24 protein-coding genes are annotated in these 25,972 nt (G+C 72.2%); 6 read left to right on the plus strand and 18 right to left on the minus strand.

All coding sequences use genetic code 11. The features are described 5' to 3' along the window. Window positions 1-100: 100 nt before the first annotated feature. The 9 genes from ACLF6P_RS07685 to ACLF6P_RS07725 form a co-directional block, all read right to left on the minus strand. Entirely contained in the window at window positions 101-2,731 is a 2,631-nt protein-coding gene (locus ACLF6P_RS07685; RefSeq protein ID WP_415949080.1) for a polynucleotide kinase-phosphatase, read from the minus strand. Further along, window positions 2,728-4,194, minus strand: a complete 1,467-nt coding sequence (locus ACLF6P_RS07690) for a 3' terminal RNA ribose 2'-O-methyltransferase Hen1 (protein WP_415949081.1) — start codon at window positions 4,192-4,194, stop codon at window positions 2,728-2,730. Before ACLF6P_RS07690 ends, ACLF6P_RS07685 begins: the two co-directional genes overlap by 4 nt. Window positions 4,195-4,366: 172 nt before the next feature. Next, window positions 4,367-5,062, minus strand: a complete 696-nt coding sequence (locus ACLF6P_RS07695) for a hypothetical protein (RefSeq protein ID WP_415949082.1) — start codon at window positions 5,060-5,062, stop codon at window positions 4,367-4,369. Between the two features lie 100 nt (window positions 5,063-5,162). Beyond that, entirely contained in the window at window positions 5,163-5,447 is a 285-nt protein-coding gene (locus tag ACLF6P_RS07700; RefSeq protein WP_415949083.1) for a hypothetical protein, read from the minus strand. A gap of 188 nt (window positions 5,448-5,635) precedes the next feature. Then, the gene (locus tag ACLF6P_RS07705; RefSeq protein ID WP_415949084.1) at window positions 5,636-5,869 is read right to left on the minus strand and encodes a hypothetical protein; all 234 of its coding nucleotides are present in this window, start codon (window positions 5,867-5,869) and stop codon (window positions 5,636-5,638) included. Window positions 5,870-6,035: 166 nt separating this feature from the next. Beyond that, window positions 6,036-6,593 carry a nucleotide pyrophosphohydrolase gene (locus tag ACLF6P_RS07710; protein ID WP_415949159.1) on the minus strand — a complete coding sequence of 186 codons (558 nt, stop codon included), beginning with the start codon at window positions 6,591-6,593 and terminating at the stop codon, window positions 6,036-6,038. A 7-nt stretch (window positions 6,594-6,600) separates the two neighbouring features. Continuing rightward, entirely contained in the window at window positions 6,601-7,806 is a 1,206-nt protein-coding gene (locus ACLF6P_RS07715) for an AAA family ATPase (RefSeq protein WP_415949160.1), read from the minus strand. 191 nt (window positions 7,807-7,997) lie between these two features. Beyond that, entirely contained in the window at window positions 7,998-8,441 is a 444-nt protein-coding gene (locus tag ACLF6P_RS07720; RefSeq protein WP_415949085.1) for a cell division protein SepF, read from the minus strand. A gap of 151 nt (window positions 8,442-8,592) precedes the next feature. Continuing rightward, entirely contained in the window at window positions 8,593-9,543 is a 951-nt protein-coding gene (locus ACLF6P_RS07725) for an AfsR/SARP family transcriptional regulator (protein WP_415949086.1), read from the minus strand. A gap of 308 nt (window positions 9,544-9,851) precedes the next feature. Between ACLF6P_RS07725 and ACLF6P_RS07730 the strand changes: the two genes are divergently transcribed. The 4 genes from ACLF6P_RS07730 (at window position 9,852) to ACLF6P_RS07745 (ending at window position 15,418) form a co-directional block, all read left to right on the plus strand. After that, entirely contained in the window at window positions 9,852-9,995 is a 144-nt protein-coding gene (locus ACLF6P_RS07730) for a hypothetical protein (RefSeq protein ID WP_415949087.1), read from the plus strand. 159 nt (window positions 9,996-10,154) lie between these two features. Continuing rightward, window positions 10,155-12,446 (plus strand): TOMM precursor leader peptide-binding protein, encoded by a 2,292-nt coding sequence (locus tag ACLF6P_RS07735; RefSeq protein WP_415949088.1) that lies wholly within the window; start codon window positions 10,155-10,157, stop codon window positions 12,444-12,446. 33 nt (window positions 12,447-12,479) lie between these two features. Continuing rightward, window positions 12,480-14,129, plus strand: a complete 1,650-nt coding sequence (locus ACLF6P_RS07740; RefSeq protein WP_415949089.1) for a SagB family peptide dehydrogenase — start codon at window positions 12,480-12,482, stop codon at window positions 14,127-14,129. A 59-nt stretch (window positions 14,130-14,188) separates the two neighbouring features. Beyond that, a complete protein-coding gene (locus ACLF6P_RS07745) occupies window positions 14,189-15,418 on the plus strand; it encodes a sensor histidine kinase (protein WP_415949090.1) in 1,230 nt (409 codons plus the stop codon). A gap of 174 nt (window positions 15,419-15,592) precedes the next feature. Here the strand turns inward: ACLF6P_RS07745 and ACLF6P_RS07750 are convergent, their stop codons facing one another. Next, window positions 15,593-16,198: a response regulator transcription factor gene (locus ACLF6P_RS07750; protein ID WP_415949091.1), complete on the minus strand. Its 606-nt coding sequence runs from the start codon at window positions 16,196-16,198 to the stop codon at window positions 15,593-15,595. A 195-nt stretch (window positions 16,199-16,393) separates the two neighbouring features. On the opposite strand from ACLF6P_RS07750, the gene ACLF6P_RS07755 reads away from it, so the two are divergent. Further along, entirely contained in the window at window positions 16,394-16,861 is a 468-nt protein-coding gene (locus tag ACLF6P_RS07755; protein WP_415949092.1) for a nuclear transport factor 2 family protein, read from the plus strand. A gap of 99 nt (window positions 16,862-16,960) precedes the next feature. Here ACLF6P_RS07755 and ACLF6P_RS07760 read toward each other — a convergent pair whose 3' ends face one another. The 4 genes from ACLF6P_RS07760 to ACLF6P_RS07775 form a co-directional block, all read right to left on the minus strand. Next, on the minus strand, window positions 16,961-18,454 hold the full coding sequence (locus tag ACLF6P_RS07760) for an MFS transporter (RefSeq protein ID WP_415949093.1): 1,494 nt from the start codon (window positions 18,452-18,454) through the stop codon (window positions 16,961-16,963). 27 nt (window positions 18,455-18,481) lie between these two features. Continuing rightward, the gene (locus ACLF6P_RS07765) at window positions 18,482-18,850 is read right to left on the minus strand and encodes a VOC family protein (protein WP_415949094.1); all 369 of its coding nucleotides are present in this window, start codon (window positions 18,848-18,850) and stop codon (window positions 18,482-18,484) included. 52 nt (window positions 18,851-18,902) lie between these two features. Beyond that, window positions 18,903-20,090, minus strand: coding sequence for an NAD(P)/FAD-dependent oxidoreductase (locus tag ACLF6P_RS07770; RefSeq protein ID WP_415949095.1), 1,188 nt, complete (start codon window positions 20,088-20,090; stop codon window positions 18,903-18,905). A 169-nt stretch (window positions 20,091-20,259) separates the two neighbouring features. Further along, on the minus strand, window positions 20,260-21,744 hold the full coding sequence (locus tag ACLF6P_RS07775; protein ID WP_415949096.1) for a class I adenylate-forming enzyme family protein: 1,485 nt from the start codon (window positions 21,742-21,744) through the stop codon (window positions 20,260-20,262). 233 nt (window positions 21,745-21,977) lie between these two features. Between ACLF6P_RS07775 and ACLF6P_RS07780 the strand changes: the two genes are divergently transcribed. Continuing rightward, entirely contained in the window at window positions 21,978-22,382 is a 405-nt protein-coding gene (locus ACLF6P_RS07780; protein WP_415949097.1) for a DUF3224 domain-containing protein, read from the plus strand. An 85-nt stretch (window positions 22,383-22,467) separates the two neighbouring features. Here ACLF6P_RS07780 and ACLF6P_RS07785 read toward each other — a convergent pair whose 3' ends face one another. From ACLF6P_RS07785 to ACLF6P_RS07800, 4 genes are read right to left on the minus strand one after another with little or no spacing between them, the layout of a single operon-like run. Beyond that, window positions 22,468-23,355, minus strand: coding sequence for a thioesterase II family protein (locus ACLF6P_RS07785; RefSeq protein ID WP_415949098.1), 888 nt, complete (start codon window positions 23,353-23,355; stop codon window positions 22,468-22,470). A gap of 7 nt (window positions 23,356-23,362) precedes the next feature. Beyond that, the gene (locus ACLF6P_RS07790) at window positions 23,363-24,622 is read right to left on the minus strand and encodes a hydroxymethylglutaryl-CoA synthase family protein (protein WP_415949099.1); all 1,260 of its coding nucleotides are present in this window, start codon (window positions 24,620-24,622) and stop codon (window positions 23,363-23,365) included. After that, entirely contained in the window at window positions 24,619-24,954 is a 336-nt protein-coding gene (locus tag ACLF6P_RS07795; protein ID WP_415949100.1) for a phosphopantetheine-binding protein, read from the minus strand. The genes ACLF6P_RS07790 and ACLF6P_RS07795 overlap by 4 nt, the downstream gene beginning before the upstream one ends. Further along, window positions 24,938-25,972 carry an LnmK family bifunctional acyltransferase/decarboxylase gene (locus tag ACLF6P_RS07800; RefSeq protein ID WP_415949101.1) on the minus strand — a complete coding sequence of 345 codons (1,035 nt, stop codon included), beginning with the start codon at window positions 25,970-25,972 and terminating at the stop codon, window positions 24,938-24,940. Before ACLF6P_RS07800 ends, ACLF6P_RS07795 begins: the two co-directional genes overlap by 17 nt.

Below are 25,972 nucleotides of genomic sequence, written 5' to 3' on the forward strand. Positions count from 1 at the left end.
CCCAGGGGGCGCAGCCCCCGGGCCCCAGGTTCAGCCCCGCCGGCGTTCGAGACGATCCGGGCGAAGCTCGGATGCGGGGCCCGGGACGGGCCCCGGGACCCTACAACCGCGGGTCCACCGGTTCCGACTCCAGCGCCAGGACCGCGAAGACCGCTTCGTGGACGCGCCACAGCGGCTCGCCCGCGCCCAGGCGGTCGAGGGCCTCGACTCCCAGGGCGTACTCGCGCAGGGCCAGCGACCGCTTGTGGCCCAGGTGACGGTGGCGCAGGCGGTCCAGGTTCTGCGGACGGGTGTACTCCGCGCCGTAGATGATGCGGAGGTACTCCCGACCGCGGCACTTGATGCCCGGCTGCACCAGCCGGCCCTTCGCATCGTGGGCGAGCGCGGCCAGCGGCTTGACGACCATGCCCTCGCCGCCGCGCCCGGTCATCTCCAGCCACCAGTCGATGCCCGCCTGCACGGACTCGGGCGAGCCGGTGTCCACGTGGAGGCGACGGGTGGTCTGCAGGAGGCCGGTGGAGTCCGCGGCGATCAGCCGGTCCAGGAGGGCGAGCTGTTCGTCGTGCGGGAGTGCGGCCATGCTGCGGCCCCGGGCGGCGAGGATCTGGAAGGGGGCGAGGCGCACCCCGTCCAGGCCGGTCGTCGTCCAGCAGTAGCGCCGGTACGCCTCCGTGAACGCCTCCGCGTCCGCGGCCCGTTCACGCTGGCGGGTGAGCAGCTCGCCGGTGTCGACGCCGCGCGCGGCCGCCGCCTCGAGTGCGGCGAGCGCGCCCGGGAACACCGCCCCGGCCGCGGCACCCACGGCCGAGTACTGCGAACGGAGCAGCCCGCCGGCCTTCAGCGACCACGGCAGCAGTTCGGCGTCCAGGAGCAGCCAGTCCGTGGCGAGCTCCTCCCAGAGTCCTGAGGCCGAGACGGCTTCGCGCAGGCGGTCCAGGATCGCTTCGGTGACCTCGGGGTCGTCGAAGAAGGGGCGTCCGGTACGGGTGTAGACGGAGCCGGTGACACCCTCGGCGCCGAAGCGTTCCCGTGCGGCCTCGGCATCGCGGCACACCAGCGCCACGGCCCGCGAGCCCATGTGCTTCTCCTGGCACACGACCCGCTCGATCCCGTCGGCCGCGTACTGGGCGAAGGCGTCCGCGGGGTGCTCCAGGTAGCCGTCGATCTTCGAGGTCGCCGTCGGCGCCATGGTCGGCGGCAGGTACGGGACCAGGCGCGGGTCGACCGCGAAGCGGCTCATGACCTCCAGCGCGGCCGCCGCGTTCTCCTCGCGTACGGAGACGCGGCCCGCGTGCCCGGTCTCCACGATCCGCCGGCCCTGGACGTCCGCCAGGTCGAGCGGACGGCCCTCGTGGCCGCCCGGCGCCTCGGACGCGAGCGGCTTGACGGGCTCGTACCAGACCTTCTCGGCCGGTACGTCCACGAGTTCGCGCTCCGGCCAGCGCAGCGCGGTGAGCTTGCCGCCGAAGACGGCGCCCGTGTCCAGGCAGATGGTGTTGTTGACCCAGCTCGCGGTCGGCACCGGGGTGTGCCCGTAGACGACGGCGGCGCGGCCGCGGTACTCCTCTGCCCACGGGTAGCGCACGGGCAGCCCGAACTCGTCGGTCTCGCCGGTGGTGTCCCCGTAGAGGGCGTGGCTGCGCACCCGGCCGGAGGTGCGGCCGTGGTAGTGCTCAGGCAGGCCCGCGTGGCAGACGACGAGCTTGCCCTCGTCGAGTACGTAGTGGCTGACCAGGCCGTCGATGAAGTCCTTCACCTCCGCGCGGAATTCCTCGCTCTCGCCCTCCATCTGCTCGATGGTCTCGGCGAGGCCGTGCGTGTGCTGGACGCGGCGGCCCTTGAGGTGGCGGCCGAACTTGTTCTCGTGGTTGCCGGGTACGCACAGCGCGTTGCCCGACTTGACCATCGACATGACACGGCGCAGGACGCCCGGGGAGTCCGGGCCGCGGTCGACGAGGTCGCCGACGAAGACGGCCGTACGGCCCTCGGGGTGTACGCCGTCCTCGTATCCCAGCTCGGCGAGGAGCGCTTCGAGTTCGGTGCGGCAGCCGTGGATGTCGCCGATGATGTCGAAGGGGCCGGTGAGGTGGGTGAGGTCGTTGTAGCGCTTTTCGAGGGTGATCGAGGCGTGCTCGATCTCCTCCGTGCCGCGCAGGATGTGCACCTTGCGGAAGCCCTCGCGCTCCAGGTTCCGCAGGGAGCGGCGCAGTTCGCGCTGGTGGCGCTGGATGACGCGGCGGGGCAGGTCGACTCGGTCGGGGCGGGCCGCGTTGCGGGCGGCACACACCTCCTCGGGTACGTCGAGGACGATCGCGATCGGCAGGACGTCGTGCTGCCGGGCGATCTTCACGAGCTGCCGGCGCGATTCGGTCTGCACATTGGTCGCGTCCACGACGGTGAGCCGGCCGGCGGCCAGGCGCTTGCCCGCGATGTAGTGCAGGACGTCGAAGGCGTCGCCGCTGGCACCCTGGTCGTTCTCGTCGTCGGCGACGAGGCCGCGGAAGAAGTCGCTGGAGAGCACCTCGGTGGGCTTGAAGTGCTTGCGGGCGAAGCTCGACTTGCCCGAGCCGGTGGCGCCGACCAGGACCACGAGGGACAGGTCGGTGACGGGCAGGACGCGGCCCTCGGGTGCTTCGCGCGGTTCGGGTGCTTCCCGCGCGTCGCGTGCTGCCTGGGCTTCGCGTGCCTCGCGGGCGTCCCGTGCGGTGGCCGGGGTCTCGTTGCTTGTCATGCCGCCTTCTCTCCCTTCGCGGTGTCGGTGGTCAGTGTGAAGACCGCCATCTGGGTCGGTGGTCCCACCTCGGGGTCGTCGGGTCCGACGGGGCGGAACCCGACCTCGTATCCGTGCCGTTCGGCGACCTGGTGCGCCCAGGCGCGGAACTCCTCGCGGGTCCACTCGAAGCGGTGGTCGCCGTGGCGCGCGTGTCCGGCGGGCAGCGTGTCCCAGCGGACGTTGTACTCGACGTTCGGCGTGGTCACGAGCACGGTCGTGGGGCGTGCCGAGCCGAAGACCGCGTACTCGAGGGCGGGCAGCCGCGGCAGGTCGAGGTGCTCGATGACCTCGCTGAGCACGGCCGCGTCGTATCCCTTGAGCCGCTTGTCGGTGTACGCGAGCGAGCCCTGGAAGAGCCGTACGCGCCGGGCCTGCCGCTCCCCCATGCGCTCCGGCTTGAGGCGGCGCGCGGCGATACTGAGGGCGCGCATCGACACGTCGGTGCCGACGATCTCGGTGAACGAGGCGTCCTTGAGCAGCGCCTGCACCAGCTGGCCCTGTCCGCAGCCCAGGTCGAGCACCCGGTGCGCACCGGCCGCCCGGAGCGCGTCGATGATCGCCTCGCGGCGCTGTACGGCGAGCGGGACCGGCTTCTCCTCGGTGTCGCTCTCCTCGTCGACCGCGTTGTCGACCTCCTCGGCCGGCAGGTCGTCGAGGTCGGCGAGGCGCGCGAGTTCGAGCCGTTCCAGCGCCTCGCGCGTCAGTGACCGGCGGCGGGAGAGATAGCGGCTGGTGATCAGCTTGTGCTCGGGGTGCTCGGGGAGCCAGCCCGCACCGGCCCGCAGCAGCTTGTCGACCTCGTCGGGCGCGACCCAGTAGTGCTTGGCGTCGTCGAGCACCGGGAGCAGGACGTAGAGGTGCCGCAGCGCCTCGGCGAGGATCTGCTCGCCTTCCAGTACGAGGCGTACGTAGCGCGAATCGCCCCACTCGGGGAACCGCGTGTCGAGCGCCACCGGCTCGGCGGTGACGGACCAGCCGAGCGGTTCGAAGAGCTTGGTGACCAGGGCGGCGCCGCCGCGGGCGGGCAGCGCGGGCACCTCGATACGCAGCGGAAGCCGCTCGCCGACACGCTCGGGCCGTGCGCTGCAGACGCCGCGCAGCGCGGACTTGAACACCGTGCTCAGGGCCACGGCGAGCAGGGACGACGCGGCGTACGGGCGGTCGTTGACGTACTGCGCGAGAGCCGTGTCGGGTGCGCCGCCGCGGCCCTTTCCCTTTCCCTTGCGGACAAGGGCGATGGGATCGATCTCCAGGAGAAGCGCCGCCGTGCACCGCTGCTCGTCCGCCTCGGGGTAGAGCACATGCGCGCGGCCCTGGGCCGTGCTGAACACCTGCGCGTTGTCGGGGTGCTTGTGCAGCAGGAAGCCGAGGTCGGTGGCGGGGCGGTCCGGGGTGCCGGTGGTGGAGATCGTCAGGAACACGGTGGGTGCCTCGATACGTGGGCGGGGTGTCGTGGTTGCGGGGATGCGCCCGGGAGGCGGGCGTGCGCACAAGCTACCCCGGACAGTGCCGTGACCCGCAGGGATTTTCGACCCGCCGGACCGGTCGCGAATCCTGTGTGCCGGATCCTCCCCCCGGGCGCGTCCTGCCAGGTCAGGGCTCGCGGCGGATGGAGCGTACGACCGCCGCGTACGAGAGCACGGCGAGCAGTGCGGCCAGTCCCGCGCCCTGGCCGACGAGGCGCCAGGTGGAGTGCCCGGCGCCGATGCCGTGCGGGGCGAGCAGTCCCTTGGGGTCGTAGACCATGCCGATCGACGAACCCGGCGTCACCGTGGCCGTGCAGCCGCGCCAGATACGGCGGTTGACGGGGGTGCCGTCCCCGTACTGCACGGAGCAGAGGTACCGGCCCCGGTCCTCGTCGCTCAGGTCGACGGCGGTCACCACCACTTCGACCTGCTCGCCGCGCCCGGCCAGGGTGAGCTCGGTGGCGACCTGCGGCATGAGCAGGGCCAGCGCCAGACCCAGGGCGGCGACGGCTCCGCTGAGCAGCCGGCCGGCCTTCGTGACCAGGAGGTACACGGTCAGCGCGAGCGCCGCGACCATCCCGGCCGCCCCGGCCTGCGAGCGCGGCAGCCCGGCGAGCACGCCCGATGCCCCGCAGACGACGATCGCGGCCGTCCCGAGGAATCCGACGGCGAGTCCTTCGAACCGGAGCCAGCGGGGCGGGGGCAGGGCGGCGGGACGGTGCAGTCGGGCGGCGACGGCGCGGCAGATGCGGACGGAACCGGAGGAACGGGGGGTCTCGTCCCCCGTCTCCGGGCCGCTTCTTCGGTGCCGTCCGTCTGTCATCCGAGCATTATGCAAAGAACGAGGTCAGAAAGGGGAGCCGGGCCGATACGGGCAGTGGGGCGGGCCGGTTCGGGCAGGGGGTCCGGTGGGACGCGGCGCGCTATACCGACGCGAAGAAGAACAGCCCCGGCACGATCTGGGCCAGGACCGCCGCCGTGATACCCATCACGAGTCCCGCGAGGTGGAAGCGTCGGCGGGGTGAGGTGTCGCCGTGTTTGGCCTCGACGACGAGGCCGACCAGCGCGATGCCGATGGCGATCACGCCGGCCGTCGAGGCGGAGAAGAACCGGACGCCGAGCAGGAGCACGGCTCCCGAGCCGACGAGCACGCTGGCCGTCGCGTGGATCCAGCCCGTCACACCGCTGTCGTGCGGCTGCTGCGTCATCTCCCCCACCTCGCACCTCCGCCCATCCGGGCGTCCGGGCATCCCGGCGTCCGGGCGTCCCGGCGTCCGGGCGTCCGGGCGTCCCGGCGTCCCGGCGTCCGGGGCGTCACCCTAGGGCATGTCCCGGCGGGCGGGTCCGGCAGGGCCGGTCCTCGTACGCTCAGGACCGGTCCCCGGCACGCGATCCGTCACGGCCGGTCCTCGGGCCGTGGCCCGTCCTCGGCGGACGACGAGCGGGGCGGGGTCTGGAGTTCGGCGTCCAGGCGGGAGAGGTCCGCGTTGAGTGCGGCCATCAGCTCCTCCATCTGCTGCAGCAGACCCGTGGGGCGGCCGTCCGGTGCGGGGGCGGGAGCGGCTGAGGGGTCCGGCGCGGCTGAGGGATCCGGCGCGGCTTCCTGCTCCGGAGCGGCTTCCTGGGTCATGACGGCCTCCTCGGCCTGCGCTCCGGCCCGCGGCGCGGAGCAGTTCGTACGGGCGACGCCCGGGCGGCGTGCCGGTGCCGGGCGTTCCGGCTCCGCCCGAGCCAACGATCACCCGTCCTGGCCGGTCACTGGCCGGATCCGCCGCCGGGCGCGGGGTTGACGAACTTCACCCGACCGGGGATCCGGCGGCGCCCGCCTCCCCCGAACCCGCCTCGCCCGGCGTCGACTTGATGCGTCCCGGTACCGCCGGTGCCCTCCCGCCGACCGGGTAGCGGCGCTCGTTGCGGTCGATCTTGTCGGCGAGCGCGGCAAGCGCGTCCACGCCGAGCACCTCGCACAACTGCAGCAGGTACGCGAGGACGTCGGCGACCTCGTCCCGTACACGGTGGGCGAAATCCGGATCGTCCATGACCCGCGCGGACTGCTCGGGCGTCAGCCACTGGAAGATCTCAACCAGTTCGGCCGCTTCGACGCTGAGCGCCGAGGTCAGGTTCTTCGGGGTGTGGTACGGGCCCCAGTCCCGCGCGGCGGCGAAGTCGGCGAGTCTGCGCTGGAGGTCCCGTACATCCAGGCCGCCGGTCCCGGCGCGGTCATCGGCGCCGCGTTCGGTGCCCGGAGCGGTGCCCGGAGTGGTGCCGGAAGCAGTGCCGGGGCCGGGGCGAGAATCGGGGCCGGGGCCGGGGCCGGGGCCGGGGCCGGGGCGAGGATCGGCGCCGGGTTCGATGCCGCTCTCAGGGCTGGTCGCAGGGCTGTCTTCCTTCTCTGTCACCCCCCAGGTCTACCACCGCCGCCCCGGCGGCCCGCCCCGCCCCCGCCGCCTCCTCGCCCGCGGCCGCGAGCAGCCGGATGTGGCCTCGGGCGCACATGCGGGCCGCGAGCCGCAGCAGTTCCTCGCGCTGGCGGCGGTCGAGGCCGCGGTCGAAGCCGTCGGCGAGGACCGTCAACGGCTGGAGCGCCGAGGGAACTTCACCGACCTGGTCGACGGCCAGCACGCCCGGTCCTGTGAGCAGGACGAGGCTCAGTGCCAGATAACGCAGCTCGCCGTCCCCGAGCCGCCCGAGCGGGGTGCGCACACCGTCCGCGCCCCGGTCGAGCACCCCGTGCACCGGCCCGCCCGCCGGGCCTTCGGCCCGCACGTCCGCGACCGGGCCCGCGCAGCCCGCGCGGGCCGCCGCGACCAGGAGCGCATGCCGTGTCGCGCACTCCTGACGCGTGCGCCGCAGTACGTCGGCAAGGTTGTCGCAGCCGTGCAGCAGCCGCCCCGCTCCCGGCGGCACGGGTGCGCGCATGCGCGCGGGCTGCGGATCGCAGGCGTAGGAGGAGCGCAGCGCGAGCACCAGCTGTTCGGCCGCCGCGAGGACGCTGCGCTGGCCTTCGGTGGTGCCGGCGATCCGCAGCGGGAGGAGTGCGGTGGCGAGCCGGTCGTCGGGCAGGGGTGTGCGGGTGACGGGCGCGCTGCCCGCGGTGTGCCAGACGGCCTGGACCGTCCTGCGTGCCGGATCGCGCAGCGCGGTCTCCATCAGGGCCACGCCGTCGAGGCTCAACCGCTCGCCCGCGATCCGCAGTTCGGGCTCCACCTGGACGGCGAGTTCCAGCCGCACCCGGCCCGCGGGGCCGTCGACGGCGCAGCCGATGCGGAAGCCGCGTCTGCCCTGCCGGTCGGGGCGCGCCGCTTCGGGCACGCAGTCCTGCGGGTCGGGTACCGCCCGGTCGAGCGGGGCGCCCGAGGCGAGGTGGGCGAGCAGTTCGCAGGCCCTCAGCGCGCTGCTCTTGCCGCTGCCGGAGGCTCCGGTGAGCAGGGTGAAGGGCCCGATCGGCAGCAGGGTGCCGCGGTGGCCCGCGAAGGCGGAGAGCCGCAGGGCCGTGACGGCGGGGCGAGCGGGGCGAGCGGGTGCGGGTCCGGTCGGCGCGGGGGACTCCCGGGCCGCCGGGACCATCGGGGCCGCCGGGACCGCGGAGGCCACGGAGGTCGCGGCGGCCCCCGCGACCGCTGGGGCTGCCGAGTCCGCTGGGTGGCCGGGCGCGGCGGGCTGGGCGTCGTGGAGCAGCGTCATGCCGGGAGGCTATGCGCGGCCCCGCATGCGGAACCGTTCCGCCGGATCCGCCTTCCTACGATCGGAGGACCGCGTCACATCCGGGGCAGCGCCACCCCAGTCACCTGCTCCACGAACCCCTGCACCTCGGTGTCGGGCGGCGTGAGCAGGAAGACGTTGCGGTCCACGCGGGTCATCCCGCAGTTCAGGCCGAAGACGACGCCGCTGCTGAAGTCCAGGACCCGCTTGGCCACCGGCGCCTCGGCGGCCGTCAGGTCGAGCAGTACGGGGATGCCGACCAGGAGCGACTGGGCGACGTCCCTGGCGTCGGCGAAGACGCTGCACCGCAGCAGCGTGAAGCGGCGCCGTGCCTCGGTCTCCGCCTCGGGCAGACCGCGTTGGCCCGGCCAGGACGGCCATGCGTCGCCGCCGCGCAGCGGCACGACTTCGGCGAGTCCTTCCCACTGTTCGTCCGTGACATCGCGGCTGTGCCGGCTCACTGCTGCACCTGCCACGTCTGTCGTCCCCCGGGGCGGCATGCCGCCGCACCGGCCTCACTGTTCGCACTGATGATCTGCACGCCCCGATTCTCGCCCAGCCTCACCCGTTCGGCCCAACACCGACACGGACACCGGAGCCGCGAGTTCACCGGCCGGGCGGAAACACCGGGCGTGGGGAGGCGGAAGCTGCTCAGGCCGCGAAGAGGTGGTACGTCGAGGACGGGCCGCGGCCGGCGGGGGTGTCGAGGGCCGGGTCCGCCGTGAGGACTGCCTGGTGGAGGCGTTGCATACGGGCCGAGGGCTCCACGCCGAGTTCGTGTACGAGGCGTGCGCGCAGGCTGCGGTAGACCTCGATGGCCTGGGCCTGGCGGCCGCAGCGGTACAGCGCGACCATCGCCTGCGAGTGCAGGCCCTCGTGCAGCGGGTGACGGGCGGTCAGTGCCGTCAGTTCGGTGAGGAGTTCGGCCTCGAGGCCGAGGCGCAGATCGACGTCGATACGCAGTTCCAGGGTACCGAGGCGGCTCTCCGCGAGGCGCATCTCCTCGATCTCCAGGGCGGGCCCGAGCGGGACGTCCACCAGGGCGGAGCCGCGCCACATCCCCAGCGCCCGGTTGAGCAGTTCCGCGGCGCGGTTGTCCTCGCCCCGGCCGAAGGCGGACCTGCCCTCGGCGGCCAGGTCCTCGAAAACATGGACGTCCACGCTGCTGCGCGGCACCCGCAGGAGGTAGCCGCCCTGCCGCGTGACCAGGATGTCCTTCGGATCGCGCGGTTCCTCACCCGCCGCGTCACGCGCTGCGCCGTGCGGCGCGTCATGCCGCGCGTCACGGGACGCGGGGTGGGACGCGGTGTGGGACCCGGAGTGGGACGCGGTGTGCGCCCCGTCGAGTGTCGCGCCGTGCGGTGTCCCGCGCAGGGCCTGCGCGAGCAGGCGGCGGAGCTGGACGATGTACGTCTGCAGTGTGGTCTGGGAGCCGCGGGTGACCTTGGTGCCCCAGAGCTCCTCCATGAGCGTGCCCACGGGGACGACCTGGTTCGGGCACATCGCGAGCATCGCGAGGATCTGCCGGGGCTTGCCGGCGGTCGGCGCGAACGAGCCCCGACCGGTCCGCGCATTCAACGGTCCGAGCAGCCTGATCTCCATGGAGGACCTCCTACGTGGGGGTTCGGTGAGCTGTCACGCCCTGAACCGAGCCGTACCGAACCCGGCCTGAATCGAGCTGTACCGAAGCTCTCACCGGGCGGGCTCCGGGGACCAGTGCAGCGCTCCCCAAGTGCCGCTCAAGGCGCACACAGGACATGTGAGGAATGCACATGGCTCGCATGCGGCCGGCACTGGCGCCGGCCGCCTCGGCGGCGGAAAACTTCCGGTCATCGCCGCCGAGGCGATACGGCGCCACCCAGGGCGCAGACGCCGGCCACGGCGTACTCGACGACAGACGGGATCCCGCCATGAACATCACCGCTGGTTCCACCGCTCTCACTGCTCCGGCCGCCACCGCCGACGAGCTGGTCATCGAGAACCTCACGCAGCTGTCCGCCGAGGAGTTCCAGCCGGGCACCTGCATCTGCTGGACCCAGTCCGCCGACGGCTAGGCCGCCTAGGGGGTGTCCGGCGGATCATGCCGCCGGACACCCCTGACACCCCCCCACAGGCATCTTGCCCGCCGGCCACCCGGGTCCGGCTCCCGCGCTCACGGTCCCCCCCCCACGCGTACAGCCCCTGGTTCCCCCTTCTAAGGCAGGAATGAAGCCATGGACAGCTCGCGGAACACTGCGCACGGACTGGCGTTCAAGCCGCACCTGAAGGCCGAGATCGCTCCCGGGCAAGGCGCCTATCTGGTGTCGGAACAAGGGGTGACCGCGCTGCGCGGCACGGGCGTCGCCGCGCTCGTGCCGCTCCTCGACGGCACCCGCGATCTGGAGCAGCTCAAGAGGGACGCCTCCCCCGCGGTCCCTGGTGAGCAGGCGGGGCGGCTGGTGTCGCTGCTCAGCGACGCCGGCCTGCTCTGCCTTCCCGACACACCTGATCAAGGCGATGCGGCGGAGCGGGCGTTCTGGGAGCTCGCGGGTCTCGACGGGGACGCGGCCGTGCACCGGATGCGCCGGAGCCGGGTCGCCGCCCTGGCCGTCGGCTCGGCCGACGGCCAGGGGCTGCGCACGGCCCTGGACAAGGCCGGTCTGCGGGTGGCCGACGCCTCCGGCGGCCCGCAACCGGAGACAGCGCTCAGCGTCGTCCTCTGCGAGGACTATCTCGACCCAGCGCTGCGCGAGATCGATGCCGAGCACCGGGCCGCGGGCCGTCCCTGGCTGCCGGTGCGGCTGCACGGCAACCAGCCCTGGATCGGGCCGTTCCTGCGGCCCGGCGAGGGCCCTTGCTGGCGGTGTCTCGCCGATCAGCTGCGCCGCAACCGGCAGGCGGAGACATACGTCGGACGACTGCTCGGCCATCCGGTGTCCGCGCCGCGCTCCTGCCTCTTGGCCGGCCACGGCATGGGGCTTCAGCTGGCCGCGCTCGAAGCCTCCAAATGGCTGGCCGGCTACCGGTATCCGGGCCAGGAGGCCATCTGGACGCTCGACAGTCTGCAGCTTGCCGGGCGGCACCACGCGGTGCGCCGCCGCCCGCAGTGCCCGAGCTGCGGTGACCCCGAGCTCGTGGCCAGGCGGGTGCGGGAGCCGCTGGAGCTGCGGAGCCGGCCGAAGGCGGCCCAGGGCAGCGCGGGCGACCGGTGGCTGACGCCGGATCAGATGCTGGAGCGGTACGGGCATCTCGTGGACCCCCTGACGGGTGTGGTCAAGGAGATACGGCGCGACACCCGTGGCCCTCGGTTCCTCAACTGTTTCCACGCCGGCCACAACCCGGTGACCGACCCCTCCGGTCTCGCCTCCGTGCGGCGTGGGCTGCGCAGTCACAGCAGCGGCAAGGGAACCTCGGAGCAGCACGCCCGGATCAGCGCCATGTGCGAGGCGATCGAGCGGCACAGCGGCTGGTTCCAGGGCGACGAGCCCACGTTACGGGCCACGTTCACCGAGCTCGCCGACGCCGACGACCGGGCCGTACACCCCGATCTCGTCCAGCTGTTCCATCCGCGGCAGTACGCGGGGCGTGAGCGCTGGAACGCCGTGCACACCGCGGCGCACCGGGTTCCCGAGCCCTTCGACGAGAACGCGCCGCTCGACTGGACGCCGGTCTGGTCGCTGACCGAGCGCACCCACCGTCTGCTGCCGACGTCCCTGCTCTACTACAACGCCCCCGAATCCCCCGGCTCCGCCGCCTGCCTCGCGCACTCCAACGGTTCGGCCGCGGGCAGTTGTGTGGAGGACGCCGTCGTCCAGGGCTTCCTGGAGCTGGTCGAACGCGATGCCGTCGGCCTGTGGTGGTACAACCGCACCCGACAGGCGGGCGTCGACCTCGACTCCTTCGACGACCCCTGGGTGGCCCAGGTCCGGTCGGCGCACCGCGGCCTGGGGCGTGAGGTGTGGGTCCTCGACGTCAGCAGCGATCTCGGCATCCCGGTGTTCGCCGCGCTCTCCCGCCGTGTGGACAAGCCCGCCGAGGACATCACCCTCGGGTTCGGCGCGCACTTCGACCCGCGGACCGCGCTGCGCCGGGCCCTGGCCGAGCTCAACCAGATGCTCCCGCCCGTCGTGGGCGCACGGGCCGACGGTTCGGGCTATGCCTGCGATGATCCGGCCGCGCTCGCCTGGTGGCGGGAGGCGACCGCGGCGAACCTGCCCTACCTCGTTCCCGCGTCCGGCGGGCGGGCCCGCACCGCCGCCGACTTCCCGTACGAGCAGCGCCCCGATCTCCTCGACGATCTGAGGTTCGTCGAGGAGCTGGTGCGCCGCCACGGGATGGAGCTCCTCGTGCTCGACCAGACCCGGCCGGATCTCGGTGTGCCGGTGGTCAAGGTGATCGTGCCGGGGCTGCGCACCTTCTGGACGCGGTTCGGCCCAGGCCGGCTCTACGACGTGCCGGTCCGGCTCGGACGGCTCGAAACTCCCACCGCCTACGAGGACTTGAACCCGGTCCCCCTGTTCCTGTGAAACCCGCACGCATCCCGTACCGAAAGGCCCCCCGTGTCCACGCCTCCCGCAGCACCGCCTCCCCAGCCCGCGCCGGAAGTCGTCGAGCTGTGGTCGCTGCGCGAGGACACGCTCGTCGAGCTGCCCGACGGCGACGAGGACAGCCTGGTGCTCGCCACCCGGTGGGGCGAGGTACGGCTGCCGCCCCGGCTGCATCCCGCGCTGGAGCGGATGTCGTACGGCCCTGTGGTCCTGCGGAACCTGGTCACGACCGACATCACCGAGGCCGCGCGCAGGGAACGCGACCTGCTCGACAGCACCCTGGAGACGCTGGAGAACGTCATGGTGCGTTCCCTGTCGGTCGACGGCAGCAGGCCGCTGCTCTCCGTGGTGCCCATCGCGCGCGACGCCCGGTTCCGTCCGCTGGTTCCGCGGGCGGACACGCTGCTGCGGCTGTCCCGTTACGCGATGGTGAGCGGCGACACCGAGGAGCTGTGCGTCGAATCTCCGCTGCGCAAACAGCGGGTGGTGCTGCACCGGTTCGAGGCGGCCGCGCTGGTGTGTTCACTCGCCCATCCGGCCACGGTCGAGGAGCTGGCGGGACGGATGGGGCTGCCGCTGGGCGTGGTGCGCGCGGTCGTGGGGTATCTGGAGGGGGCCGGGGTGCTGGTCCGGGGTGCCGTGGCGCCCGGTGCGGCGCAGCCCTCGTTCGAGGAGGACCACGATCCCTCGCTCGCCTCCTGGTCGCCGGTCGAGCTGATGATGCACGCGCGCAGCCGGACCGGACGGGACGACGGGCCGGTCGGGGCGACCGGTGTGCCACGCGACAAGCCGGTGGCCGCGGGTGCGGCCGCCCCTGTCGTACGCGAGCCGATCGCTTTGCCGCGACCGGAACTCGACGCGTTGCTCGACAAGGATCCGCCGCTCACTGCGGCCCTGGAGGCCCGCAGCTCCGTACGCGCCTACGGAGCGCGTCCGCTGACGCTGGCGCAGCTCGCGGAACTGCTGTTCCGGGCGGCACGGGTCCGCACGATGGCGTCCGCGGGTTCGGTGGCAGGGGCGGCAAAAGGGGCTGCGCACGGCTCCCAGGAGGCGGGCGGGCCGGGCGATGCGGCGAGCAGCCGCCCGTATCCCAGTGTCGGCCGTTCGTATGCCCTGGAGCTTTATCTGCTGGTCAGCAGCTGTGAGGGGCTTGCTCCCGGCGCGTACCACTACGACCCCGTGGCGCATGCGCTCAGGCCTGTCGACGCGGATCCGGAGCTCGCCGCCGAACTGGTCGTCGAGGCACGGGAGGTCGGCGGGCTCGTGGCGGACCCGCCCGTACTCATCGTGATGACCGCCAGGTTCCAGCAGGTCATGGCCCGGTTCAGCGGTCTTGCCTACAGCGGGCTGCTCAAGGACGTGGGGGTGCTGCAGCAGACCCTCTATCTGGTGTGCACGGCGATGGGGCTCGCCCCGTGCGCGCTGGCCGTCGGCGACAGTGACCTGTCGGCGCGGGCGCTCGGGCTCGACTGGTCGAAGGAGTCGAGTATCGGCGAGTTCGTCCTCGGTCCGTTGCCTCAGGGACCCCCCGGATTCACTCCGGCCGCCGAGCATGAGACGCCGGTCAACGGGCCGGACTGGCAGGAGCGCTGCCGACGTGTGCTCGGCCTGTGGACCGCACACGCTTCGCAGACCTCCGATGTGCGATCAACCGACCGTTGAATGACGGAAGTTGGCCTAAGCTACGCACACTTGGCCAATCCGCTGGTGAGGTGCTGCCCATGGTGCGTATACATATGCCCAGTTCATTTCCGCACCGCCCCCGCCGCGCTCCCGTCGCCGAGTCGGACCTCGCGCCCCGTTTCGCGGCCACGATCACCCTCGTGGTGATCTTCTGCGTCTTCGCCGTCGCCATCACGTACGTGCTGCGCGCCCCGTACACCACACTCAGCCTGGCCGGCTGCTTCGTGCTGCTCGGCGGCCTGTTCGTGCTCCAGCTGAACCACTCGATCCCCTCGCTCGTCCCCTGGGTTGCCCGCTACCGGGGATGGCGGACGCTGGGTGCCCAGGCGGTGCTCACCTACGCGCCGTTCGCCGTCTTCGGTGCCGCGTGGATGGGGATGCCGGGGTTCCTGCTCGGTTCGGTGCTGCTCCTGCTGCGGGGCCTGACCAGCCTGTTGCTCTGCGCGGCGGTCGTGGCCTCGGTGATCGGCATCCAGTTCGCTGTCGGCTTCGGCACCGACGAGGTCGGCTACAACGCGGTGGCCACCGTGCTCACCGGGCTCGTGGTCTACGGGCTCAGCCGGCTCACGGGTCTGATGCACGAGGTGCAGGCGGCGCGCGGGGAGCTGACCCGGATGGCCGTCGACCGGGAGCGGATGCGCTTCTCCCGGGACCTGCACGATCTGCTCGGCTACAGCCTCGCCACCGTCAAGCTGAAGAGCGAACTCGCCTGCCGGCTCATCGCCCTGCGGCCGGAACAGGCCGAGGAGGAGATGCGGGAGATCCTCGCGCTCAGCAACCAGGCGCTCGCCGATATGCGGTCGGTGGCCAGCAGCTACCGCAAGCTGTGTCTGTCCACCGAGGTCGGCGCGGCCCAGTCACTGCTCAACGCGATGGGCATCGAGACGGCGGAGCGTTCTCAGGTGGGAACGCTGTCGGCCGCGGCGGACACCGTGCTCGCCACGGTGCTGCGCGAAGGCATCACCAACATGCTCCGGCACAGCAAGGCGGAGCACTGTCTGATCGAGGCCGTGGACACCGAGGACGGCATGGCACGGCTCACCCTGGCGAACGACGGTGTGGGCACCCCGTTCGCACACCTGGGCCCGGAGGCGGACGACGGCGGCAACGGCCTCGACAGCCTCACGGCCCGGGTCGAGTCGCTCGGCGGGCGGCTGGATGCGGGGGTGCGCGACGCCGACGGCTGGTTCGAACTGACCGCGGTCGTACCGCGCGATGCCAGCCGGGACGGCGGTGAGGAGGCGCTGCGGCTCAGCACGAGACCGTAGGCGCAGGGCGGCCCCGTCCCCATCCCGGGCCCTGTCTCAGGTCCTGCTCAGGTCTTGTCAGCGATTCCCCGCCTGCCGCGCCTCGCGCGAGAACCAGGACCAGAGCCGGAAGGACCAGAGCCGGAAGGACCAGAGCCGGAAGGACCAGAGCCGGAAGGACCAGAGCCGGAAGGACTAGAGCCAGCCGGATTCCCGGGCGATCCTGACCGCGTCCATGCGGTTGCGCGCGCCGAGTTTGGTGACGGCGGTGGCCAGATAGTTGCGTACGGTCCCCGAGGAGAGGAACAGCGTCCTGGCTATCGCCGGGACCTCCTCGCCGTCGGCCGCAAGGCGCAGCACCTCGGTCTCGCGTTCGGTCAGCGGGCCGTCCCCGGCCTGCAGGGTGGCCACCGCCAGCTGCGGGTCGATGACCTGCCGTCCCGCCGCCACATCCCGGATCGCACCGGCGAGCTGGTCGGGATCGGCGTCCTTCAGGAGGAAACCGGAGGCGTGCGCGGACAGCGCACGGCGCAGATTGCCCGGCCGGCCGAGGCTGGTGAGGATCACCGTGCGGCACTTGGGCAGCTCCTCGTGCAACAGGGCCGCCGCACGGATGCCGTCCATGCCCGGAAGGTCGATGTCGAGGACCGCCACCTCGGGCCGGACCTCGAGCGCCTTCGGCAGGATCGCGTCACCGGATTCGACCTCGGCGACGACGTCGATGTCCTCCTGCAGTTCCAGCAGGGACACGAGCGCCCGACGCAGCATCGGCATGTCCTCAGCCAGCAGAACCCTGACCATTACTCCCCCGTCATACCTTCCGGTACTCCCCCGTCATACCTTCCGGCCCGAGCCGCACCGGGGCGCACTCTAACCCGTGGAACCGGAATCCGGCGTGGCCCGCTCAACTGTGAGCGGACAACGGCCGGAAATGTACGGACCATCGGGGCACATCAGCCATCGGCGCATCCGTCATGCCGGAGAGGATCATTGGTGATGACTCCGCACGAGACAGCGCGACCCCGGATCCACCCCGTCTTCCTGAAGCAGCTGGACGCCCTCGCACGGCATGATCTCGACGCCCTGATGGCCACCTACCATCCCGAAGCGGAGTGGCTCCGTCTCCAGGGGGTGGTCAAGGGCCGCGAGGCGATCCGGGAACGCATCGCGCAGGACTGGGCACTCGGTCTCGATTTCATCGGTATGCACGAGTACATGCACTCCGACGACACGATCATGGCCCGCTGCATCATGGCCGTCCGCGGCGAGAAGGTGGTCACCTCGGGTACGTATGTGCTGCGGGACGAGATGATCTGGCGGGTGGTCGGGGCGGATGAGGGGGGCGTCCGCGTCCCCGGGTCTCCCGGGTCCTCGGGCGGGATCCGCCCCGTCGAGCCGCCGTTGCCCGTCCTCGACCACTCGGTGGCCGGTCTGCTGGGGCTGGCCACGCGGAGTGTGGGCTGAGCGCCGGGGCGGACGGCACGGCGAGGGGCCGGGCCTTCGACGGTGAAGGCCCGGCCCCTCCTCGTACGGGCGGACGTCAGGCGCTCGTACGGGCGGACGTCAGGCGGGCGACTGTGCGGCGGACGCGTCCGGTGCCGGCTCCTGGTCCTTCGCCTCGGCCGCCGCGGGCTCCTGGCCGGGCACCTTCACCACGACCGCGGCGATCAGCAGCGCGACTACGGCGAAGGCCGCCGCGGTCAGGAAGGCCGCCGAGGCGCCGTCGGTGAGGACGGCGGCCGGGTCGCCCGAGGTGCTGGAGCGGGTGGTGGCGCCGAAGACCGTCATCAGGACGGCGAGGCCCAGCGAACCGCCCACCTGCTGGGTGGCGTTGAGCAGGCTGGAGGCGGCACCCGAGTCCTCCATCGGGACGCCGGACACGCCGAGCTGCGCGAGCGGCGCGAACAGCAGCCCCGTGCCGATGCCGAAGAGGAGCATCGGGCCGATCAGACCGGTCAGATACCCGGTGGACGTGGTCACGTTCGACAGCCAGAGCAGCGCGACCGTGTTGAGGCTGACGCCGAGGACGAGCGGCAGTTTCTGGCCGATCTTCGGCAGCTGCTTGGAGGCCACGGCCGCCGTGAACACGATGGACACGCTCACCGGCAGGAAGGCGAGGCCCGCCTGCAGCGGGTCGTAGGCGAAGACGTTCTGCATCACCAGGGTCAGGAAGAAGAACAGCCCCATCACCGAACCGGTCAGGCACAGTCCGATGACGTAGATCCCGGCCCGGTTGCGGTCGCGGAACATGCGCAGCGGGATGATCGGCATCCTGGTGCGCGATTCGACGACCACGAAGGCGACGAGCAGCGCCACCGCCGCGGCGAAGGTGGCGAGCGCCGCCGAGTCGCCCCAGCCCTTGTCGCCGGCCCGGATGAACGCGTACACGAGGGCGCCCATGCCGAGGGTGGAGGTCAGGGCGCCGTAGAGGTCGAAGCGTCCGGGCTGGCGGTCCGTCTCGCGGAGCACCTTCGGGATGACCAGGTACAGGGCGATACCGATCGGCACGTTGACGAAGAGCACCCAGCGCCAGGAGAGCGCCTGGGTGAGCGCCCCGCCCGCGAGCAGGCCGATCGCGGCACCCGAGCCGGAGACGGCCGCGTACACGCCGAAGGCCTTGTTGCGCATGCCCTCGTCGAGGAAGGTCGTGACGATCAGGGCCAGGATGGACGGGGCGATCACCGCGGCGCCGACGCCCTGCAGGGCCCGCGCGGCCATCAGCCAGACCGAGGACTGGGCGAAGCCGCCGGCCAGGGAGGCGAGGGTGAACAGGGCGATACCGCCGAGGAAGACCCGGCGGCGGCCCAGGATGTCACCGATGCGCCCGCCGAGCAGGAGCAGGCCGCCGAAGGCGAGGGTGTAGGAGTTGACGACCCAGGACAGGTCGGTCGTGGCGAGTCCCAGGTCCTTCTGGACCTCGGGGAGCGCGACGTTGACGATCGTGGCGTCCAGCATCACCATCAGCTGGGCGACGGCGATGACCGTCAGGGCCAGGCCGCTGCCCCCCGATGAGCCGGGCGCCTTGCCGGCCGGGGTCTGTGAAGCGGTTGCGGACATCTTTGGGGAACCTTCCGGGTGTGGGGGTCAGTTCGACGCCGAGAGGCAGAAGGAGTGGCCCGCCGGGTCGAGCAGGACACGCCAGCGCTCGCCGCCGGGCTGGTCGGCCGGCACCGTGGCGCCGAGTTCCACGGCGCGCTTCTCGGCCTCGGTCACGTCGTCCACGGCGAAGTCCAGGTGGAGTTGCTGCGGGGCGTCCTGGCCGGGCCAGCGCGGCTCGCGGTAGTCCGTGACCTTCTGGAAGCCGAGGCCGGGGCTGTCCGGCACGGTCAGTCCGGCGAACTCCGGCGTGCTGAAGGCGATGTCGAAGCCGGTGAAGCGGTGGTAGAACTCGGCGAGGGCCACCGGGTCCGGGCAGTCGAGCGTGACGCCCTTGAGCTGTGCGAGCGCGGGCATGCGCGGTCCTTTCTCGTACGGGGGCGCGTCCCGTGCGGGGATGCGGCTTGGGTCACCTGGCCGACATCAGGGCCAGGAGTTCGGGGGTGTAGAGGTCGGCGACCGGACGCAGGCCCGCCACCGTGTCGAAGTAGCGCTGGGTGAGGTCGGGGCTGGTGCGGACGGCGGAGAGCAGGGCGCGCCGCTTGTCCTTCGCCTCGGTGCTCGCCACCATCAGGGCGCCCTGGTAGGCCTCCATGAGCTGTTCGTCGCGCCGGGTGCCGTAGCTGCCGAGGGCGTCCGCGAGCCGCTCCGGGTCGTGGAGCACGCCCGCGGTCAGTTCGACGAGCAGCTCGGACTGCAGGAAGGCATCGCCGATGCCGCGGGCGGTCAGGGAGTCCTTGTGGTGGCCGGCATCGCCTACGAGCACCCAGCCGGGGCCTGCCGCGCGGCGGAAGTAGTTGCGCTGCTCCCCTGTGCCGCGGAGCCGTTCGAGCCGCTCGGCGGACTTCAACTGCTCGTGTATCTCAGGGGCGTTGATGCGGACGCCTTCGGTGTACGCGGCCAGTGCGTCGGCGCGTACCTCGTCGAAGCGGTCCTGCGGGAAGTACGCGGAGACGAGCACGGCGCCGTCGTTGGTCGGTACGGCCGAGACCCAGCCGGACTTGCCCTCGTACAGCTCGAAGTGGGTCTTCGGTCCGTCCCAGAAGGTGTAGTAGGCGCAGGTGAGCCGGGGGGCCTCGTGGTACTCCTCGGCGCCGGTGAGCCGGGCGACGGTGGAGCGCATGCCGTCGGCGCCGACGACCAGCTGGGCCCGCTCGGTGAAGGAGCGGCCGCCCTCCTTGCAGGTGACGCCGGCGACCCGGCCGTCCTCCTCAAGCAGGCCGGTGACCTGGCAGCCGGTGCGCAGTTCCGCGCCGGCCGCGACCGCGTGTTCGACGAGGATCCGGTCGAGTGTGTGGCGGCGCGGGGCGATGGCCCCGGTGATGCCTTCGTGGGCGGAGGCGCAGCCCTCGACCCGTACGTCGTCGAGCTGGTAGACGACGTGGTCGAGGCGGGGGCAGCCGGTGGCGGTGAGCGCGTCGAGGATGCCCCAGCGCGCGAGGCGGGCCACGCCGGGCTGCTGGATGTAGAGGGTGGACAGGGTGTCGGAGGGGAAGCGGGCCCGGTCGAGGAGCAGGACCCTGAGGCCCGCGCGGGCGTACAGGAGCGCTGTGGTGGATCCGGCGCAGCGCGCCCCCACCACGATCACGTCGTACATGCCGGTGTCCCCGATCGTCGCAGGTGGAGGTGGACTTGGTTCCTGGTCACGGCGCGGCCGTGCCCTTGAGGCCGGCTCAGCGTAGGTTCGCGGGTGGAGGGTGCGATGCTCAGAACTGAGCGTGTGCGGGCACGGGTTGGCGCCCGCGGGCCGACGCGGGGCGGTGCGCTCATGCGGGCGTGGTCGTGAGGCGGCGTCGCAGCAGCGGCTTGAGCACCTTGCCCGTCACCCCACGGGGCAGTTCCTCGACGAAGTGGCAGACGGTCGGCACCTGATGGGGTGCGAGGCGCTCGGCGAGGAAGGACTTGAGGTCCGGCTCCTCGGGGCCGTCGAGGACCACGACGGCGGTGACGGCCTGGTGTCCGGCGCCGCCGCTCTCGGGCAGGCCGATCACCGCGGCCTCCAGGACGGCCGGATGGTCGTACACCGTCTCCTCGATCTCGATGCTGGAGACCGGCCCGGCGTCGGTGTTGATGACGTCCTCGCGGCGGTCGAAGAGGACGACCTCGCCGTCCTCGGTGAGCCGGCCCAGATCACCGGTGCGCACCCAGCCGTCCCGCCACTTGTCGCGGTTGCGCGCTTCTTCGAGGTAGCGGCGCTTGGGGGCCGGGCAGCGCAGCCAGATCTCGCCCAGCTCGCCCGCGGGCAGCGGCTGTTCGTCCGCACCCACGATGCGTACCTCGGTGCCGGGTGCGGGCCGTCCCATCACCATGGGGCGTTCGGGGTCGACGGTCCCCAGGATGACGGCGGGTACCGCCTCGCCCTGGGCGTAGGCGCTGTTCACCTGGGCGCCGGGCATCATCGCAAGGAGCGCCTTGGCGATCCGCGGCGGCAGGGGTGCGGAGGCGGAGCCGATGCGGGTGACGCTTGACAGGTCGTGACGTTCGTGGGCCCGCGAGGCGACCAGCTGGATGGCCGTCCAGGGCTGGAGCATGAGGGATCCGGCGCCGAGCTGGCCGACGAGTTCGGCCATCCGCTCCACGTTCTCGGGGTCGACCACGACGGTCGGTCCGGGGGCGGTGAGGGCCACGACGGCGCAGGTGGTCGCGCTGGAGGTGGTACCGAGCGGCATGGGCGCCATCAGCGGGGACCGCTCGTCGAAGTTCCGCAGCCCTTCGGGGCCACGGCCGAAGGTCAGGACCCCGTGCGGGTTGCCGAAGCCCTTCGCCGGGCCCGTGGTGCCGGAGGTGTAGAGGATGTCGGCGAGGTCCTCGATGGCGATGGACGCGTCGACCGGTGACGCGTCGCCGGTTTCGAGTGCCGCGCCCGGGGCCGACCATCCGGTGAAGCCGGCGGGCGGTTTGACGCCCGCGGTGTGCAGGAGGCCGGTCGCCGAGGTCTGGCCGAGGCGGCGCAGTTGCTCGGCCGTGTCGAGCTGGTCGGTGAGATGGACCGCGGTCGCGCCCGTCTTGAGCAGGCCCAGGTAGCTGACCGCGTAGTGGATCCAGTCCATCCCGGTGAAGAGCAGCGCGATCCGGGTGCCGCGGCGGGCGCCGCGCGCGATCAGTTGGTGGGCGACGGCATTGGAACGGCGTTCCCAGTCGCCGTAGCTGAGGCTCTGCACTCCGTCGACGATCAGCGCCGACTGGTCCGGGGTGTCGGACGAGCGGATCCGCAGCAGGTCGGGGACGACGAGGTGGTTGGGCTCGGTCACGGAAGGCTCCTCGGCTCGGCGGCTCAGGGGGTGTCCGGTGGGTCGGGGACACCCTCTGGCGGGTGTCCGGCGGATCACCGGACAGCCCCTGAGCCGAAGCTAGAAGGCTGTGATCCACGCCGTCTGCTCAAGGTTGCGCGTGCCCGCGGGGGTGCTCGGGTAGTTTCGGCGGCCGGGGCATCCACAGGCTCGGAGGTGCCCGCTGTTCCGCTGAGGCACAAGGGAGTTGAGGCATGGGCCAGACGGCATCGGCCGAATTCGACAGCGTCTCCTGGAAGGAGCACCCGTACCTGGAGCCCGAGGAGGGCCCGCGCATGGTGCGCGGTGAGGTGGGCCGGGTGTGGCGCGGCGACCTGGAGGGCGAGAGCACCGCGGTGCTGCTGATGAGCCAGTCCGAGGACGGCTCCGCGGGCTATGTGGCCAGCGAGCGCTTCGAGGGGACCCTGGGCGGGCGCAAGGGCAGCTTCGTGCTGCACCACTCCAACATCATGGGCGGTGATGCCCCGCCGGAGCCCGCGACCGGTTATGTGGTGCCGGGTTCGGGCCGGGGTGCGCTGAGCGGGCTCACCGGGAAGTGCACCTGGGTGCACCGCGGCGACGAGCGGCTGTTCACGCTGGAGTACGAGATCGGCGGCTGAACAGGGCAGCGGGCCGCGGGCCGTCCCCTGGTGGGGGCGGCCCGCGGCCGTTTGCTCATGGTGGGGGCGGCCCGCGGCCGTGTGCTCAGATTGCCGCGGACTGTTCGATGCGGCTGCGGACCAGGTCGAGCAGCGCGCGCGGCGCGTCCTTGAGGTAGAAGTGGTCGCCGGGCAGTGTGTGCACCTCCGTCGGCCCCGAGGTCACCTGGGACCAGGCGCTCAGCTCCGTGCGGTTCGCCTCGGGGTCCTCGCTGCCGGCGAGCGCGGTGACCGGGCAGGCCAGGCGCAGGCCGGGCAGCGGTCGGTAGGTGTCGTTGAGCTCGAAGTCGGCGCGCAGGCACGGCAGGAAGAGCCGGAAGAGCTCGGGCTGTTCCATGACGTCGGCGGGGGTGCCGTTGAGGCCGCCCACCTTTTCGAGGAAGGCCTCGTCGGGGAGTTCGGCGTACGAGCTGCGCCGCGACGGCAGGTGCGGGGCCCGCCGTCCTGAGACGAGGAGGCGGACCGGCGGCCGCCCCTCGGCGGTGCAGCGGCGGGCGATCTCGTAGGCGACGGCCGCCCCCATGCTGTGCCCGAAGAAGGCGAAGGGCCGGTCGAGGAACGGCAGGAGCCCCTCGTACAGCGGCTCGACGAGCTGCTCCATCGCCACGTACGGCACTTCTCTGAGCCGGCGTTCGCGTCCCGGCAGCACCACCGGGCGGGCCTCGGCCAGCGGCGCGAGCGCCTGGTGCCAGCCCCTGAAGGCGCTGCTGCCGCCCCCGGCGTGCGGGAAGCAGAACAGTCGCACGGGGGCGTCGGTGCCGGGCGGCACACCGCCCAGCCAGCGATTCGCGGACGCAGGTGCGGTGGCGGGAGGTGTCGCCGTCGGGGGCCGTCCCGCGGGCGGCACCGGCGCGGCCGGCGGGTGGGCCGTGGGTGCCGGGTGGGCCGTGGGTGCCGGGTGGGTCACGGCCTGCGTCGGGGAGTACGTCGTCATCGCCTGCTCACACCCACTCGTAGACGCGGTGGTACTCCTCGACACCGCGCAGCACCAGATGCCCGCCGTCACGGGTCACCCCGTGCAGCAGCGGCTTGTAGCGCGCCACGTCGACCTCCCGGGAGCGCGCGGGCACGAGGCAGCGCATGTTCTCGGCCAGCAGGTCCTCGTAGTCCGCGAAGGACAACTCGGCGCGGGCGGCGAGCCGTTCACCGATCCGCTGACGGGCGAGCGCGGCGCGCGAGTGCTGGGAGACGACCCCGCTGAAGAACTCCGAGGCACACCCCGACCCGTAGGAGAAGAGGCCGACGCGCAGCTCCCCCTCGTAGGGAAGGTTGTCGATGATGCTGCTCAGCGCCAGGTACACGGAGCCGGAGCAGAGGTTGCCGACGATGCGCGGATACGTGAGCGAGGGGGTGACCCGTGCCGTGAAGTCCGCGTCGATCTCCTCGGGCGAGGCCCGCAGGACGTCCCGCATCAGCTTGCGGTGTCCGGCCTTGACCAGGCCCGCGAACGGGGTGTGCAGGGCGAACTGTGCGAAGTCGGTGCGCAGATCGGCCTCGGGGACCTTCCTGCGGTAGTCGGCGAAGGCGTGCGAGAAGCAGTCGAGGTAGGCGAAGAGGGAGCGGTCGACGTCGGCGATGTCGAAGTCGGGGCCGGGGCGCGCCGAGTCGAGGGTCTCGTAGCTGTACGTGCCGAAGGCGCCGACGTCGAGGGCGAGGACCTCGGGCCGGTCGCCGATGAGCAGGGCGGCCGCCCCGGCGCCCGTGGCCGGCTCGGCGTAGTGCGCGTTCTCGTCGACCATGGCCACGTCGGTGGCGATGACGAGGGCCTTGGCGCCCGGTGACACACCGGAGGCGGCGTAGGCGACGGCGAGTTGCAGGGCCGCGGTGGCGGCGTAGCAGGCCTGTTTGACCTCGATGACGCGGCAGTGCCGGCTCAGGCCGAGGTGTTCGTGCACATAGCTGGCGATGGACTTGCTGTAGTCGACGCCCGATTCGCTGGAGGTGATGAGGAGTTCGATGCGCTCCTTGTCCTCCGCGTCGAGCGCGTCGACCAGCGGCTTCGCGGCGTTGACGGCGTGCGTGACCGGATCCTCGCAGGGCAGGCTGACGGAGCGGGTCTCCATCATCAGATGGTCCACGCGGGCCAGGTCGAGGCCGCGGCCTTCGAAGAGGGTCCTGACGGGCAGATGGGCGGCGCCGCAGTAGACGTTGAGCGCCTCGATGCCGTAGCCCTGAGGGGCCTCGACGGGCTGTGCGGTCATGAGCGCTTCTCCTCCCACAGGAACTGGACCAGGCCGTCCACGGACGGGATCTCGCTGAACCGGGACATGTCCGCCTCGATGCCCAGCTGCTCGATCAGGGCCATGATGATCTCCACCCGGTCGACCGAGTCGGCGCCGAGTTCCTTCAGATGCCGCCCGCCGTCGACCGCGCCCGCGGGCAGGCCGGGCAGGATCGAGCGGATCGTGTCGTGCACGAGCGCCTCGATCTCGGCGCGCCCGGTGTCCTGTCCGGGGTGCTGGCCCGTGTGCTGCCCCGTGTGCTGGCCCGTGTGCTGGCCGGTGCGCTGTCCCGTCTCATGCTGCGTCGGCATGACGCTCCACCTCCCTGCGGATCTCGAAGCTGCACACGGCGAGCGTGCGGTCGGTCGCGAGGTCCTCCACGACCAGTTCCACCAGTTCCTCGGCCCGGTCGCCGGCCCGGTGCCAGGGGCGGGCGCGCAGCCGCAGTGTCGAGTCGACATCGGCGTTGCCGAGGTAGCAGACCCGGGAGTCGAGCAGCGTCCGGTCGAGGAACGAGCGGTCGCTGCGGCCGAGGCTGCGCCACAGCTTGAGCAGGGCGCCGTCGGCGATGGCGAAGTACGAGGCGAAGTAGAGCAGCCCCACCCCGTTGACGTCGCTGCTGACGTCGACTGGGTGTTCGGTGGTGAACTCCTCGCCGAGCGGCACGTATCCGGCGGTCAGGGGGTCGAGGAAGCGGTGTTCGCTGCGCGCGCCGTTGCAGGCCAGGCGCGGCGAGTAGGCATCGGGCAGCCTGGGCAGCTGGGCATGGCAGAAGTCGGCGGGCGAGGCTCGGACGAGACCGACGTTGCTGTCCGAACGGCCGCGGGCCACCCAGCGGTTGAAGTTCTCGACGTACAGACAGTCGGGGCGTGGGCGTTCGTAGAACTCCTCGGGTTCGAAGGAGTCCTCCCTGAGCACCTCGGCGTCGAGGCTGCCGGGCCCCGAACCGATCCGGCGGATGCGGTGCAGGGTCAGCACGGACTCGCTGCCGTAGCCGAACACCCGGGAGATCACCTCCAGGCGGTCGCCGAAGGAGATGGCCCGCGGGTGCAGCAGGCTGCCGCCGCTGCGCACCCGGTAGTAGTAGAAGGACAGGTAGGTGGCACGGCCCTTGGGATCGCGGGCGTTGAAGACATCGGTGCCGCAGACCTCGCTGACGGTCTCCCAGGTCCAGTCCCCGATGCGGCCGATGAGCAGCGAGTTCGGCCCGCACATCCCGGGCTGCACGGTCGCCTCCCGGCGCACGGTCGCCACACCGGTGCGCTCGGTCCGGGCGAAGTGCCGCACCCGGTCCCGCGGCTGCGGGGCGGTGGTGAGTGTGTCGGTCAT

Source organism: Streptomyces lothianensis (assembly GCF_047779955.1).
In the GTDB taxonomy this organism is placed as follows: Bacteria; Actinomycetota; Actinomycetes; order Streptomycetales; family Streptomycetaceae; genus Streptomyces.

Bases quoted from the DNA above. Each gene is read 5' to 3' on its own strand.
- ACLF6P_RS07750 (WP_415949091.1), bottom strand. From the start codon at position 16,198: ATGGTCAGGGTTCTGCTGGCTGAGGACATGCCGATGCTGCGTCGGGCG.
- ACLF6P_RS07720 (WP_415949085.1), bottom strand. From the start codon at position 8,441: ATGCCGCCCCGGGGGACGACAGACGTGGCAGGTGCAGCAGTGAGCCGG.
- ACLF6P_RS07770 (WP_415949095.1), bottom strand. From the start codon at position 20,090: ATGTACGACGTGATCGTGGTGGGGGCGCGCTGCGCCGGATCCACCACA.
- ACLF6P_RS07765 (WP_415949094.1), bottom strand. From the start codon at position 18,850: ATGCCCGCGCTCGCACAGCTCAAGGGCGTCACGCTCGACTGCCCGGAC.
- ACLF6P_RS07795 (WP_415949100.1), bottom strand. From the start codon at position 24,954: ATGCCGACGCAGCATGAGACGGGACAGCGCACCGGCCAGCACACGGGC.
- ACLF6P_RS07785 (WP_415949098.1), bottom strand. From the start codon at position 23,355: ATGACGACGTACTCCCCGACGCAGGCCGTGACCCACCCGGCACCCACG.
- ACLF6P_RS07800 (WP_415949101.1), bottom strand. From the start codon at position 25,972: ATGACCGACACACTCACCACCGCCCCGCAGCCGCGGGACCGGGTGCGG.
- ACLF6P_RS07730 (WP_415949087.1), top strand. From the start codon at position 9,852: ATGAACATCACCGCTGGTTCCACCGCTCTCACTGCTCCGGCCGCCACC.
- ACLF6P_RS07745 (WP_415949090.1), top strand. From the start codon at position 14,189: ATGGTGCGTATACATATGCCCAGTTCATTTCCGCACCGCCCCCGCCGC.
- ACLF6P_RS07725 (WP_415949086.1), bottom strand. From the start codon at position 9,543: ATGGAGATCAGGCTGCTCGGACCGTTGAATGCGCGGACCGGTCGGGGC.
- ACLF6P_RS07735 (WP_415949088.1), top strand. From the start codon at position 10,155: ATGGACAGCTCGCGGAACACTGCGCACGGACTGGCGTTCAAGCCGCAC.
- ACLF6P_RS07685 (WP_415949080.1), bottom strand. From the start codon at position 2,731: ATGACAAGCAACGAGACCCCGGCCACCGCACGGGACGCCCGCGAGGCA.
- ACLF6P_RS07705 (WP_415949084.1), bottom strand. From the start codon at position 5,869: ATGACCCAGGAAGCCGCTCCGGAGCAGGAAGCCGCGCCGGATCCCTCA.
- ACLF6P_RS07695 (WP_415949082.1), bottom strand. From the start codon at position 5,062: ATGACAGACGGACGGCACCGAAGAAGCGGCCCGGAGACGGGGGACGAG.
- ACLF6P_RS07700 (WP_415949083.1), bottom strand. From the start codon at position 5,447: ATGACGCAGCAGCCGCACGACAGCGGTGTGACGGGCTGGATCCACGCG.
- ACLF6P_RS07760 (WP_415949093.1), bottom strand. From the start codon at position 18,454: ATGTCCGCAACCGCTTCACAGACCCCGGCCGGCAAGGCGCCCGGCTCA.
- ACLF6P_RS07755 (WP_415949092.1), top strand. From the start codon at position 16,394: ATGACTCCGCACGAGACAGCGCGACCCCGGATCCACCCCGTCTTCCTG.
- ACLF6P_RS07790 (WP_415949099.1), bottom strand. From the start codon at position 24,622: ATGACCGCACAGCCCGTCGAGGCCCCTCAGGGCTACGGCATCGAGGCG.
- ACLF6P_RS07715 (WP_415949160.1), bottom strand. From the start codon at position 7,806: ATGGTCCCGGCGGCCCGGGAGTCCCCCGCGCCGACCGGACCCGCACCC.
- ACLF6P_RS07780 (WP_415949097.1), top strand. From the start codon at position 21,978: ATGGGCCAGACGGCATCGGCCGAATTCGACAGCGTCTCCTGGAAGGAG.